At 43.0% G+C, this 14,535-nt stretch carries 8 protein-coding genes; all 8 read left to right on the top strand.

The annotated features are described in order from the left end of the window. Nucleotides 1–226 precede the first annotated feature (226 nt). The 8 genes from AAG747_RS16980 to AAG747_RS16945 all read left to right on the top strand — a co-directional run bounded on the left by AAG747_RS16980 (nt 227) and on the right by AAG747_RS16945 (nt 14,349). Nucleotides 227–3,610, top strand: a complete 3,384-nt coding sequence (locus tag AAG747_RS16980; RefSeq protein ID WP_346822400.1) for a SusC/RagA family TonB-linked outer membrane protein — start codon at nt 227–229, stop codon at nt 3,608–3,610. Nucleotides 3,611–3,628: 18 nt separating this feature from the next. Beyond that, entirely contained in the window at nt 3,629–5,065 is a 1,437-nt protein-coding gene (locus tag AAG747_RS16975; RefSeq protein ID WP_346822399.1) for a RagB/SusD family nutrient uptake outer membrane protein, read from the top strand. Nucleotides 5,066–5,221: 156 nt separating this feature from the next. After that, the gene (locus AAG747_RS16970) at nt 5,222–5,836 is read left to right on the top strand and encodes an RNA polymerase sigma factor (protein WP_346822398.1); all 615 of its coding nucleotides are present in this window, start codon (nt 5,222–5,224) and stop codon (nt 5,834–5,836) included. A 138-nt stretch (nt 5,837–5,974) separates the two neighbouring features. Next, nucleotides 5,975–6,970, top strand: coding sequence for a FecR family protein (locus tag AAG747_RS16965; protein WP_346822397.1), 996 nt, complete (start codon nt 5,975–5,977; stop codon nt 6,968–6,970). Nucleotides 6,971–6,983: 13 nt separating this feature from the next. Then, nucleotides 6,984–10,334 carry a SusC/RagA family TonB-linked outer membrane protein gene (locus AAG747_RS16960; protein WP_346822396.1) on the top strand — a complete coding sequence of 1,117 codons (3,351 nt, stop codon included), beginning with the start codon at nt 6,984–6,986 and terminating at the stop codon, nt 10,332–10,334. Between the two features lie 14 nt (nt 10,335–10,348). Beyond that, the gene (locus tag AAG747_RS16955) at nt 10,349–11,776 is read left to right on the top strand and encodes a RagB/SusD family nutrient uptake outer membrane protein (RefSeq protein WP_346822395.1); all 1,428 of its coding nucleotides are present in this window, start codon (nt 10,349–10,351) and stop codon (nt 11,774–11,776) included. A 19-nt stretch (nt 11,777–11,795) separates the two neighbouring features. Further along, nucleotides 11,796–12,836 carry a dipeptide epimerase gene (locus AAG747_RS16950; RefSeq protein ID WP_346822394.1) on the top strand — a complete coding sequence of 347 codons (1,041 nt, stop codon included), beginning with the start codon at nt 11,796–11,798 and terminating at the stop codon, nt 12,834–12,836. 142 nt (nt 12,837–12,978) lie between these two features. Further along, nucleotides 12,979–14,349, top strand: coding sequence for a serine hydrolase (locus AAG747_RS16945; protein WP_346822393.1), 1,371 nt, complete (start codon nt 12,979–12,981; stop codon nt 14,347–14,349). Nucleotides 14,350–14,535 lie beyond the last annotated feature (186 nt).

Raw genomic sequence — 14,535 nt, 5'->3', positions numbered from 1 at the left:
ACCCTGGTAGTTATTGGCCGTAAATAGGGCTAGGCTCTCTATTTTTAAGAATAATAGTATATCAAATTTTATCAAAACTTAATTATGCCCGGTTATTTCAACTCTTGAAATAACCTATGGCAGAGCTGTTTCCGCATTGCCGGAAACCCAGCCCTTTCGATAAGGGATTTTAGTCAATTACTGACAAATACACGATCCAGATTGTTCATTTAAACTTTTGTATCTGATGAGAAACTATCTACTGAGTTTATGTTTTGGAGTACTGCTGTGCAGTGGCCTGTCCCCTTCGTTTGGTCAGGACATCGCGTATCTTTATGCGCAACCCCAAAAAGGCAAACCAGCACAAACCCAATCCTTAAAAGAGGCCCTGGCAGAGTTAGAGCCGAAGTACAATGTATCTTTTATATATAAAGATAAATTATCCAAAATCAATGTCAACTCTCCGGCTGAGCAAGAAGTATCCTCCTTGGAAAAGGTGCTCAACAGTTTGTTAGAACCCAAAGGCTTGGTCTTTGAAAAGGTTCGCAAAAACTTTTATATCATCCGGAGTAAAAGTGAATTGAGTGCCAAAAAACTCAAAAAGATCAAAGCATCCCTAAAGGAAGAAACCAGCAAACAACCTACGGAAAACCCGAAGCGACTCAAGCGTTTGGACAATGTCAATTTGCGTATTCAACAAGAGCAAAAGGTTATTACCGGAACCGTAAAGGATGAAAACGGAGCTGCATTGCCGGGAGTCAACATCATGATCAAAGGCTCTTCTCAAGGAACCATCTCCGACATTGACGGCAAATACAAAATACAGGTTGGAAACAAAGATGTATTGGTTTTCTCTTTTATCGGTTATGCTTCTCAAGAAGTAGAAGTAGGCTCTCAAAAAGAGATAAGTGTCACTTTGTTATCCGATGTCAAGCAACTATCGGAAGTGTTGGTCGTAGCTTACAACACCCAAAGCAAAGCGTCTTTTACCGGATCGGCCGTAGCTATCCAAAACGATAAATTGGAAAAAGCACCTCGTGCTTCCTTCCAAGAGAGTTTACAGGGAAATGTAGCAGGTGTGCAATCCATGTCAGGAAGCGGACAGCCCGGAGCCAACCCGAATGTACGTATCCGGGGTATCGGTTCAATTACCGCCAGTAGCACTCCCTTGTATGTAGTAGATGGTATTCCGGTGGTCAACGGGGACATTTCCCGGATTGCCAACTCAGCCAACACCATCGCCGGAATCAACAATAATGATATCGAATCGGTATCGATTTTGAAAGATGCTGCAGCTACTTCCATTTACGGATCCAGAGGGGCAAACGGGGTAATCCTGATCACAACCAAGTCCGGAAAAGCCGGAAAAACCAAATTCAATGCAAATGCCCAGTACGGCTTCAGCAAAATCACCATGGCTGACCGCAACCGTCCTTTGAACACCGCTGAAATGACGGAGCTATTGATTGAAGGCCGTGTCAATGCCGGAAAATCCCCGGAAGATGCCCGGGATTTTATCCTTGCCAGAGTGGATACCTCTGTAAGTACGGATTGGTTTGATGAAATCACCCGAACCGGTAAATATCAACAATACAACCTGAGTGCTTCCGGAGGAAATGAAAAAACCAACTTCTATACCTCTTTGGGGTATTATGAGCAAGAGGCGACCATCATTGGTGTGGATTACCAGAAGTTAAATGCGAAAGTTAACCTACGCCACCAGGCAAGTAAAAAGTTGAACTTTAACATGGGCCTGGCCTTTAACCAACAGCTATTGCATACGGTCAGTGACGAAGGTTCTTTTGCCAACCCTGTACGAGCCATGTATCGTCTGGCTCCTTGGAACCCCGTGTATAACGAAGACGGCAGTTTTAATACAGGGATGAACAGTACGTATAACCCTGTCGGAATAGTTGCCAAAAACACAAAAGAAAGTAAACTGTATAATGCCTTAGGTAATATTGGCGGAAGGTATGAGTTTGCCGACTTCTTAAGCTTTGAAAGTAAAGCCAGCTTGGATTTCAACTTTGCCGATGAATTCCAGTTTGACAACCCGGAATTCGGTGCCGGACGAAATGATAACGGCCGGGGATATGCCTATACGACCAAATATGTGAACTGGAACGTCACAAACCTGTTGAAGTTTTCACATTCTATCCAGGGTGTACACGGCATTAATGTCACTTTAGGACAAGAGGCACAGAGAATTGACAAATCGACCTCTAATGCCTACGCGATCAATTTCATTCCGAATCTGGAAACACTGGATAACGCTTCGGAATACAAAGATGCTGCGTCCAGTAAAACTGCGTCAGCCATTGCCTCTTACTTTGTGAATGCCGGGTATAACTTCCGGGAAAAGTATTATATCAACGGTACTTTCCGGAGAGACGGGTCTTCGCGCTTTGGTAGAGATGTACGTTATGCCAACTTCTGGTCGGTAGGTCTTGCCTGGAACCTTCACAAGGAAAACTTCTTAAAACCCCTGGATTGGATCAATGAATTAAAACTGCGCTCCAGTTACGGTATTAACGGTAACCAAGGCATTGGCAATTTTGCTTCCCGGGGCTTATACGGCACAGGAAACAACTACAACGGACAACCGGGATTTGCTTACACGCAAAGAGAAAATATCGGGCTTACCTGGGAAAAGAACAAATCCTTTAATCTAGGGATGGATGTAGGATTATGGCAGCGGATTACTGCTTCGGTAGAATATTACCACCGAACCACTTCCGACCTATTATTGGATGTGCCGGTATCTTCTACCAACGGGGTAACGAATTATGTAGACAATGTGGGAGAAATGGTAAACAAGGGATGGGAAATTACTTTAAACACGGAGAATATTAAATCTCAGACCCCTGGTGGCTTCAACTGGAATACCAGCTTCAACTTTACCCAAAACAAAAACGAAATCACCGCTTTGCAAGGCGATGATCCGATCATCGAAAACGGATTTATCCGCAAGGTGGGTGGCGATTTCTACCAACACTATAGGGTAGGTTATGCCGGGGTAGACCCGCAAACAGGAGACGCCTTGTGGTATACGGACGGAACAAAAACGGAAACCACCAACAAATATAGCGAAGCAGAACGCTTTGAGCAGGGAAGTGCTTTGCCTAAATTCTACGGAGGGATGACCAACACCCTTAGTTATAAAGGCTTTACGCTTTCCGTTCAGCTCAACTACAACTGGGGCAACAAAGTGTATGATATCTGGGGGATCTATACCCATAGTGACGGAAGCAGAACCCTCAGCAGTACCGGTAACATGTCCCGGCAAATCTATGAAAGAAGATGGCAAAAACCGGGGGATATTACAGACATTCCCAAAGTAGTATATAGCAATAAGCAATCTGGCCGTTCCAGCCAAAGCTCTACCCGCTTCCTTTATGATGGCAGCTTTATCCGTCTGAGAGATATTACCCTGTCTTACCAAATTCCTAAAAATGTAATCAACAGCTTGCGCTTGTCTGATGCACGGGTATATGTCAGAGGAAATAACTTATTCACGTATGTAAAAGATGACAAGCTGGACCGCGACCCCGAAACCACCATTGCCGGACAATTTGATCAATTAATTCCAATTGCCAAGCAAATCTTGTTCGGAATTGACCTTTCTTTCTAACCCTAAAAAGAAAAAGAGATGAAACATATATTGAATCCGATGTATAAATGCCTATTGGCCACCTGGCTTTGCCTACTTGCCTCTTCTTGCGGTGATTCCTTTTTGGAAATCGAACCCCAACAATCTGCCGATGTCAACAATGCCATTGTGGATCTGCCCAGCATGGAGGCCGCTCTTAACGGAACTTACAGTGCCATGCAAAGCAACAGCTATTATGGCCGGAGCTTTACCTTAATCCCCGACCTGATGGCGGACAATGCATTTATCAGTTCACAAAATGCGGGTCGCTATTTAAACTTTGATGCGTTTGTAGTACAGCAAAACTCCGGTTACGTATCCGGTTTGTGGAATCAGATCTATGAAGTAATCGCCAATACCAACCTGATGATTCAGGCAGGTGAAAAGCTAACTTTTGAAGATGAGGACAACCAAGAGGATGCGAATCAACTAATAGGTGAAGCCTATACCATTCGGGCCTTGGCCTATTTCGATTTGTTACGTCTGTTTGGCCAGCCCTATAACTTTACAGCAGATGCCGGCCATATGGGTGTTCCCGTCATCACTACTTCAGGGGGTGAAATTATCAATCCGGGCCGGGATAGTGTCAAAAAAGGTTATGAACAAGTGGTCAGTGATTTTACCAAAGCACTTAGCCTATTGAACAAGGAAAAAAATAATGGCAAAATTTCCATCAATGCCGCCAAAGGTTTGTTAGCCCGGGTGCATTTGTATATGGAAAATTGGCAAAGCGCGGCCGACTTGGCTACGGAAGTAATAGAAAGCGGTAAATTCTCTTTGGTGAGTAATGAGGCTTTTGTGGAAAGCTGGGCTACGGACTTTCCTGCCGAATCAATTTTCGAAATTGTCAATACGTTGGTTGATAACCCGAGTACCAATGCCTTGAGCTACTTTTATCATCAAAAAGGATACGGAGACGCATTGGCCACAAAGGAATTATATCAACTGTACGAGGCGGGTGATGTGCGACAAAAATTAATCAAAGTGGGAGAAAGAGAAGATGGAGAAGAAACCGCTTATTTAGTTTATAAATACCCCAGAGGTTCCAGCAGAGAGGACAACATCCGGGTTATCGGCTTACCGGAAGTATACTTAATCCGGGCGGAAGCCTCAGCAGAATTGGGCAATGAGGCGCAAGCACAAGAAGATGTACAAACCCTCATCCAACGCGCATTACCCAGTGCTCCGGACGTGACGGCTACCGGTGATGCTTTAAAAGAACTGATTCAAACCGAGCGAAGAAAGGAATTGGCCTTCGAAGGACACCGCTTGTTCGATTTGAACCGAAGAAAGATGGATGTAAACATCATCCGTACCAATGAAGTGATCGTAGCGAAATATCCGAATGACCGTTTCATTCTGCCTATTCCTTTAAGAGAGTTAGATGCAAACTCTAACAATGAGGGGATGGTGCAAAATCCGGGATACGATAATTAATTTCCTTCAAATTTGTGTATAGCGAAAAAAGACGGGCATATGTCCGTCTTTTTTTTTGTAAAACCTCCCTCTCCCCCCTCTCCGGCCATTCAGCTGATTTTCTTGCTTTTATAAAATTTGTACTATATTACGCCTTAATTTGGTAAGGCAGCTTATATGAACAAGCAAGTAGATCACAGCTCTCTACACAAGCAACAGGAAAATGAAAAAAGCTGGATTGTAGCATTACAACAAGGCGATGAACAAGTATTCACGGAAGTATTTAACAAATACTCTCCCCAAATTTATCATGTGGCATTAAAATACCTGAAGAGTGAAGCTTTGGCGGAAGATGCCTTACAGGATACCTTTATCAAATTGTGGGATTACCGCACCAAACTTGACCGCCAATACTCACTGAAAGGTTTTCTTTTTACCAGTCTGAAGAACTATTTGCTCAATACCATCCGCAACGAACAGCGCAAAATCCTCAAACATATCGACCTGGTAAAGGAGCAAAACAAAGCGCATAAAAACACTACGGAGCAAACGTTGTTTTACAACGAAACCAACAGTATTTTAAAAAAAGGAATCGAACAACTCCCGGAAAAGCGCAAACTCATTTTTGAACTCAAACACAAAAAACAACTTTCCAACCAAGAAATTGCCACCCATATGGGCATCTCTATTCACACGGTAAAGGCCCAATACACCAAAGCAATCAACTTTTTAAAAGAGTTTATCACCCAACATTACGAGCTATTACTACTTTTTTTAATTTTTTTTGAATAGCGAGTAATACCCCCCTCCACTTCAGGTGTACTAAGTCATAATTACATTTTATTCTTTGCAGGAAAATCAATTCTTCAAGGTATTCTTATTACCGGCAAAGCAAAAATTAAAATGCCTTAGACAGAAAATAACGCTTATATGCACACACCTGACTCTCATTTAATTCAAAAATACTTTCTCAACCAATGCTCAAAGCCGGAGGCTAAAATTGTATTGGATTGGTTCAAAACGGAAGAAGGGAAATTGTATCTGGAAAGCCACTTGTTGAGTGATTTGGAATCCGCATCTGACAATCAACACTTTATTCACAAGCCCAAACTCACCGCCAATGACCTGTTAACAAAGATTCATAACAGACCTCAAAACGCATCAAAAGCCAAAAAGAATCGTCATTTTTTCTATTCCATTGCAGCGGTCATTACCCTGGTCATGTTCTTTTCAGGTTGGCTGGTGTTTAAAGAAATCACAGAAGACAAATGGGTCATGGCCAAGGCAAATTACGGAGAAAACAAAACCCTTCTGTTACCCGACAGCTCAATGGTAATTTTAAATGCAAACAGCACCTTAAAATATGCAAAAGACTGGCCTACCCAAGAAGCCAGGGTCGTGCAGTTGGACGGAGAGGCGTACTTTTCGGTCCGGCATACAAATACCGACCAGGAATTCAAAGTATTGACCTCTAATGGTTTTTATGTAAATGTATTGGGCACCGAATTTAATGTTACCTCAAGAGCCCAAACCAGCCGGGTGGTACTGGAGTCCGGCAAGGTGCAATTGCAAATCCGGGACAACGGCAAAGTCAACGAACTGGACATGATTCCCGGGGAACTCATCGAATTTACACGGGAAAACAACGTAGTGGTCAAAAAACAAGTCAATACACATTTGTATACCAGTTGGAAAAACAGTGAGATGATTTTTGACAACACCTCTCTTTCCGAAATTTCCCAACTTATCAAAGACAACTATGGCCTTACGGTGGTAGTCTCCGACCCACAATTGCTCAATGAACACTTTAGCGGTACCATACCCTCCAACGATTTGGAAACCTTGCTTCAAGGTTTGGAATCTCTGCTACCGGTAAGCATCCGCCAAGAGCAAAACCACATTAAAATTTCTTCTCAATCACAATAAACTTTCAATAAGAATGAATATGAGATTTTTACTATCGGCACTACTGTGCTTTCAGCTTTCCCAAGCAATCGGGCAAGCCTTAGGCAGTAGCTCATTACAACTAGCACAAGAGAGCAATCACAAATCTGTAAACACAGTGGCTCATGTGTTAAAAGAATTGGAAGCAATGTACGCTGTCAAGTTTTTGTACAAAGAGGCCATTGCTAACCGCCAAATACAAACCCCTCAAAACTGGAATGCACTTAGTTTGCAGGAAGGCATTCAACAACTTCAGCAATACAACACCAACATTCAGTTTAAAAAAATCAAAAAGAATTTCTACACGGTAGATTTCAGGAGCCGGCAAAACAATCCGTCCACTAAGCATTTGGAAACAGTGGCCCTACAAACGCAACAGGAGGAGAAAAACACCCAGCCAGTGATCCGCCAAGACCGTACTATCAGTGGTAAAGTAATGGATGAAAAGGGCTTAAGTTTACCAGGGGTCAGTATAGTGGTAAAAGGAAGCACCAACGGTACCATTACGGACCTGAACGGTGAATTCAGGTTAAGTATTCCGGAAGGGGAAGTCACACTGGTATTTTCATCAGTTGGGTATGTCAGCCAGGAGCTGTCTGCTTCACAGGAAAGCTTTAAAGTAGTGATGAAAGAAGATGTACAAACCTTGAAAGAGGTAATTGTCGTAGCATATAACGAGCAATCCAAATCATCCTTTACCGGTTCGGCGGTTGCGTTGGACGTCAGCAAAATCAAAGAATCGCCCCGTGCGTCATTTCAGGAAAGTTTACAAGGAAACGTTGCGGGTGTACAATCCCTTTCGGCTTCAGGCCAGCCCGGTGCCGAGCCCAATATCCGTATCCGGGGAGTCGGTTCGATCAACGCCAGTAGCGACCCTTTATATGTAATTGATGGAATCCCGGTAGTGGCCGGAAATATTTCAAAAATCGCAACTTCCTCCAACACTATAGCCGGTTTAAATCCGAATGACATCGAGTCCATCACCGTATTGAAAGATGCCTCTGCAACTGCAATTTACGGTTCCAGAGCGGCCAATGGGGTGATTCTGATTACAACGAAAAGGGGGAAAACCGGAAAAACCAAATTTGACGCATCGGCTCAATACGGGATAAGTGATATCATGTTAGCGGATAGAAACCAGCCTCTAAATACTAAAGAGCTTTCAGAGTTGATCGCAGAAGGACAAGTGAATGCAGGAATGACACGGCAAGAAGCAGAGACTTTTGTAAAGAATAATATCGATTCTTCCGTAAACACCGATTGGGTGGATGTGATTTCCCGCACCGGGAAATACCAACAATACAATATCAGTGCTTCGGGAGGAAACGAAAAAACAAACTTCTACTCTTCCTTGGGTTACTATGATCAGGAAGCTGTCATCATCGGAATTGATTACAAAAAGGTCAACGGAAAGGTGAATGTGCGTCATGCAGCTACTGACAAATTAATGTTGGAGTTAGGCTTGGCTGCCAATAATCAAACCTTGCACACCAATGACGATGGAGGAAATGCTAACAACCCTGTCCGGGCTATGTACCGGGCGGTACCTTATGAGCCGGTGTATAACCCTGACGGTTCTTACAATACAGGTTTTTTATTGACATATAACCCTGTAGGATTGGTCAATGAAAATATCCGGGAAACGCAATTGTACGGTGCTTTGGGTAATTTAGGCTTAAAATACGATATTCTGGATAACCTGAGCTTCGAAACCAAGGGAAGTTTGGACTTTAACCTTGCAGACGAATTTCGCTATGATAACCCTTACTTCGGATTTGGAAGAGGAAACAAAGGAGGTATTGGCCGTGCCTATAACAACAAGGTGATTAACTGGAACATTACCAACCTCTTGAAGTATCGTTTTCAGCTAAACAACGACCACTCTTTTAACTTTATCTTAGGACAAGAAGCCCAAAAGATCACCCGGAAATCCACTTATGCCCAAGCACAAAAATTTCCGGCAGGGCAAACCACTTTGGAAAATGCTTCCGAAATCATCGATGCCAGCACTGCCGAAATCGGATCTTCACTGACTTCTTACCTGTTTAGTGCCAGTTACGATTTCAAAGGAAAATATATGATCAATATTTCCGGACGTAGAGACGGTTCTTCCCGTTTTGGCCGGGAGGTTCGCTTTGCCAATTTCGGTTCTGTAGGGTTTGCCTGGAATGTTATCCAAGAGCCATTTATGCAAAACCAGAAACTGGTGCAGGAATTGAAAATACGTTCTAGTTACGGTATCAACGGTAACCAGGAAATCGGAGATTATTCTACACAAGGTCTTTACGAGCCTACACATAATTACAACAATTTTCCGGGATACATTTACAGCCAAATCGAAAATGCGAACCTTACCTGGGAAAAGAACAAACCTTTTAACGTTGGGGTAGATTTCCGGATCTTCAACCGAATCAGCGGTACGGTAGAATATTACAACCGTGTCACTTCTGACTTGTTATTCAATGTTCCTATCCCCGCTACCAATGGTTTGACCCGCACCTTGACCAACATAGGTGAAATGCAAAACTCCGGATGGGAAATAGCCCTGTCTTCGGAAAATATCAAAAGTGCCGGCCAAGACGGATTCCAATGGAACACCGATTTCAATATCTCTTTTAATAAAAATGAAATCAAGGCTTTGGCTGACACCCTACCCATCATCGATGGCCAGTATATTCGTGAAGTAGGAGGGGATTTTTATTCCTTTTACCTGCCAACTTATGCCGGAGTAGATCCTCAAACCGGAGATGCCCTTTGGTACAAGGTAGAAGATGGCGAACAAGTGCCTACTAACAATTACCGTGAAGCCACCTATCAAAAGCAAGAAAGTGCTTTGCCGAAGTTTTACGGAGGTCTTACCAACTCCCTGGCTTATAAAAACTTCAGCCTTTCCTTTATGTTCTATTTCAACTGGGGTAATAAAATCTACGACCATATGAGTCGCTATACGAACCATGATGGAAAACTGGGAATAAGCGACCGGGGAAACTTATCGCGGAAAACCTACGAACGCAGATGGCAAAAGCCGGGTGATATTACCGATGTACCTAAGTTTGTCTTTGGCAATTCCCAATCGGGAGATGCCGAGCAACATTCTACTCGCTTCTTATACGATGGAAGTTATATCCGTTTGCGTGATGTAACCCTTGCTTACCAACTTCCACAAAACTGGGTAGAAAAAATTCACTTAAGCAATGCCCGGATTTATGTAAGAGGAAGCAACCTCTGGACGTATGTGAAGGACAAAGATTTGGAAGGGGATCCGGAAGTAGGAGTAACCGGAAGAACGGATTTCAGAATCCCCATGTCCAGACAAATCTTATTCGGAGTTGATTTTTCATTCTAATTCTTTTGACGATCATGAAAAAAACAATAAAAAACCTACTATACATCATTGCGATTCTGGGGCTGAATGCTTGTGACAGTTCATTTTTGGATGTCACTCCTAAACAGAATATCGCCATTAAGGATGCCATCAAAGATGTAAACAGTTTACAATCGGCTGTCAACGGAATTTATAGCCAACTGCAAAACGATGATTACTATGGTCGCACTATGATCCTGGTACCGGACTTAATGCCCGACAACATTTACCTTAGTTCGTCCAACTCAAGCAGTATTTTTCTCAATGTCAACCGCTTTGAAGTAAAAGTAAATGACTCGGAAGTAGAAAATGCATGGAATGTGATGTATTCGGTGGCGGTAAATTCCACTCGGGCCATCAAAGGGGCGGAGGCTTTTATGGAAGCAGATGAAAAGACAGCCACGGAAGATGCCAAACAAATTTTGGGAGAAGCGTATACCTTGAGAGCCATGGCCCATTTTGACTTACTACGCCTGTTTGCTCAACCTTACAACTTTACGAGCAATGCCAGTCATGCGGGAGTGCCTTTGATCACCGAAGTAAGTGACCAACCTACTTACCCAAGTCGCAATACAGTGAAAGAAGGCTATCAATTAGTAGTGGCTGATCTTACCAAAGCACTTAGTTTACTTTCCGAAGAAACCGGAAAAGGAATTATTTCCATCAATGCAACCAAGGCTCTGTTGGCCCGGGTATACCTCTATCAAGAAGAGTGGACCGAAGCCGCTCAAATGGCTACGGAAGTCATTGAAAGTGGCAAGTATGCTTTATACAATGCAGAAGACCTGCCCGCCAAATGGGACCAGGAATTTAACGATGAAACGATCTTCGAAATCATCAATAATATTACCGACCATAGCGGCTCAAACAGTTTAGCACATTTCTTTGATCCGGATGGGTATGCATATGGACTGGCCACAGAGGATTTGGTGAACCTCTACACTGATCAAGATAGCCGTACCGACTTCTTTTACCTGGGGGATAAGGGTAATGAAAAGGACGTGTATTTTGTGTACAAATATTCCAGAAACAGCCCCAACAAAGCGGTCATTCAAGATGAAAACATCAAACTTATCCGCTTTTCCGAACTGTATTTGATCCGGGCAGAAGCCTATGCGGAACTTGCCAACGATACAAAAGCACAAGAAGACTTACAAACCATTGTGCAGCGTGCAGAGCCTACTGCCGCCCCGATCACCGTAACCGGTCAGGAGTTGAAAGACAGAATTTTGTTGGAAAGAAGAAAGGAATTGGCGTTTGAAGGCCATCGTTTGTTTGATTTGACCCGGAAGAAAAAAGACGTGATGATCAACCGCGGTGACGATGTACTTGACATCAAATACCCTAATGAAAGGTTTATTTTCCCAATTCCTTTACGGGAATTGAATACCAATCCTAATCTGGAGCAAAACCCAGGTTATTAATTTTCAAACACCACTGTCTATGCTTTCATTAACCTATAAACCTTATAATCTTAAAAAGAAGCATGTCTTCAGAATCGCCAGGGGAGCCCGGACTTCCACTCCCCTGGTACTTACCCGAATCACTTTTGAAGGGGTAAGCGGCTACGGAGAAGCTTCTATGCCTCCCTTGTATGGAGAAAGCGTTGAGTCCACTATGGCTTTTTACCAACAACTGGATTTATCGCAATTTCAAAACCCATTTGAGTTAGAAACTATCCTCAACTATGTGGATCAAGTAGCTCCCGGCCACCCGGCAGCCAAAGCAGCTATTGACATTGCTTTGCATGATTTGATCGGTAAGCTTCTAAAAATTCCTTGTTACCAATATTTTGGCCTACCGGCTTCTCAAAAAGCCTATACCTCCAAAACCATAGGTATTGACACGCCCGATGTCGTAAAAGAACGGGTGTTGGAAGCCAAGGAATTTCAATACCTGAAAATCAAATTAGGTAGTGATACGGACAAGGAAATTATCCAAGCGGTCCGGGAGGTTTCCAACCAGGCTTTGTACATCGATGCCAACCAGGGGTGGACCGACCGCAACAAGGCCTTGGAGATGATCTACTGGCTACAAGAGCAAGGGACTGTCATGATTGAGCAACCTATGCCTGTAGACCAAGTGGTGGATTTGGCTTGGCTTTCTGAAAAAAGCCCTTTACCCATCATCGGTGACGAAGGTGTTCAACGCTTACCGGATGTGTTAAAGGCCAAACATATCTATAACGGTGTCAACATCAAACTGATGAAGTCTACCGGTCTGCGAGAAGCCTATCAAATGATCGTATTGGCCAAAAGTATGGGATTAAAAGTCATGCTGGGCTGTATGTCCGAAACTTCTTGTGCAATTTCCGCAGCAGCTCAATTGGCCCATCATGCGGACTTTGTAGACCTGGATGGCAATTTATTGGTCACCAATAACCCTTATTTGGGTGTGGGACTTGAGCAAGGAAAGTTACAATTATCCAATACTCCTGGCTTAGGGCTGGCCCCTGTCGACTGGGAGGCTATTCAGGGTGAATAAGTAATATTTCACTTAACTAATACAACACGACTACCCGTCCGGTCATAGTGCATGCTATGGCTGGGCGTTTTTTACAATGTCCATTTTTATTATAAAATTTTTCTCCAGGAATTCCGAATAAGGTAATAAAACCAAGATTCAAATGTACAAACGTATTAAAATACTACTGCTGACACTACTCCCCTTTTTATATTTCTCTTGTGACAAGGCCGCTACTCAACAGCAAGAAGCACCAAAGAGTACTTTGGGATTCCAAGTTGAAAGTTTTTTTGATTCCTTATACCAAAGAGGGCAGTTTAATGGCGCTGTTTTGGTAGCCGATCAAGGAAATGTTCTTTTCAAAAAAGGATATGGTATTGCCAACTTCGAGTCCAACACACCTTTTGCCACAAGCACCCCTATGGAAGTAGCATCTGTTTCCAAACAGTTTACGGCCATGGCAGTCATGATCCTAAAAGATCAAGGAAAATTAACTTTTGACGATGATATCAATCGTTTTTTCACACCCTCCCTACCTTATTCCGGTGTAAAAGTCAGGCATTTACTCACCCACACTTCCGGTTTACCGGACTACGAAGATCATTTTAAAAAGCATTGGCCTCCTAATAGCCTGGCCAATAATAAAGACATTGTTGCTTACTTTCACGAGCAACGTCCGGATATTTCCTTTGCCCCGGGACAGGATTACCATTACAGCAATACAGGGTATGTCCTATTGGCTGAAATTGTACATCAAGCCAGTGGGATGCCTTTGGACAAATTTTTAAATCAATATGTATTCCAGCCTTCGGGAATGCAACACACCGGATTTTGGGCGAGGGATGCCATCTTCCAAGAAAAAAACTATGCGCCTGGTTTTATGTTTAATCCAACAGAAGGAAAATATGTGCGCCCTGAAACTTTGCCAGGAAAAGATTATTATTATTATTTAAGCGCTCGATTGGGTCCCGGGCGCCTGTCTTCTACCGTAGAAGATTTGCTTCGTTGGGACAGTGTACTTTATACCAATACGTTGGTTTCGGAAGCAACTATACAAGAAGCTTTCACTCCCTTCTCAATTCCTGACAAAGAATCTGATTATGGCTTTGGTTGGCATATTTATCAGGATTCCACTTATGGAAAAGTGGTCTATCATAGTGGAAGCTGGGCCGGTAATTTGGCATACATCAAGCGGTATGTCGATGCAAACAAAACCTTTATCATCCTGAACAATAATTACCTCAGACCTTATAGTAAGAAAATACGCGCAGCGGTAGACAGCCTGCTTTGTGGAAGGGAATATGCTTTGCCCAAACTTTCTACTGACCTGCTCCTGCAAAAAGAAATCAAACAGTTACCTGCTGAAGAAATTCAAGCTTGGTTGGATCAACGAGCAGATCCCAACCACTATGACATTAATTGGAAAAGGCTTCATAAACTTTCCCAACAAATTGAAAAAGCCGGATGGGTGGATAAGACAAAAAATTTAAATGACTGGATCAAAAGTCATGAGCCTGAAAAGGACGAAAAATAAGATTGACAAGATTTCATTTTCCATCGAAAAAATAAATTCAAACCCATTGCCAGTTGTAAAAATAGTACCCTGGATGGGGCTTTAAAGACTGTTCATTGCCTATACCTTACTATCTGATTTTTCATCGAACCACTCAACCTAGTTCGATAAATTTCGTGTGTAACTCAAAAAAGGCGGACTTTGTCC

This window comes from Rapidithrix thailandica (assembly GCF_039710355.1).
Taxonomy (GTDB): domain Bacteria; phylum Bacteroidota; class Bacteroidia; order Cytophagales; family Flammeovirgaceae; genus Rapidithrix; species Rapidithrix thailandica.
The sequence above is the reverse complement of the archived record's forward strand: the minus strand, read 5'-3'. Positions and strand labels throughout refer to the sequence as shown.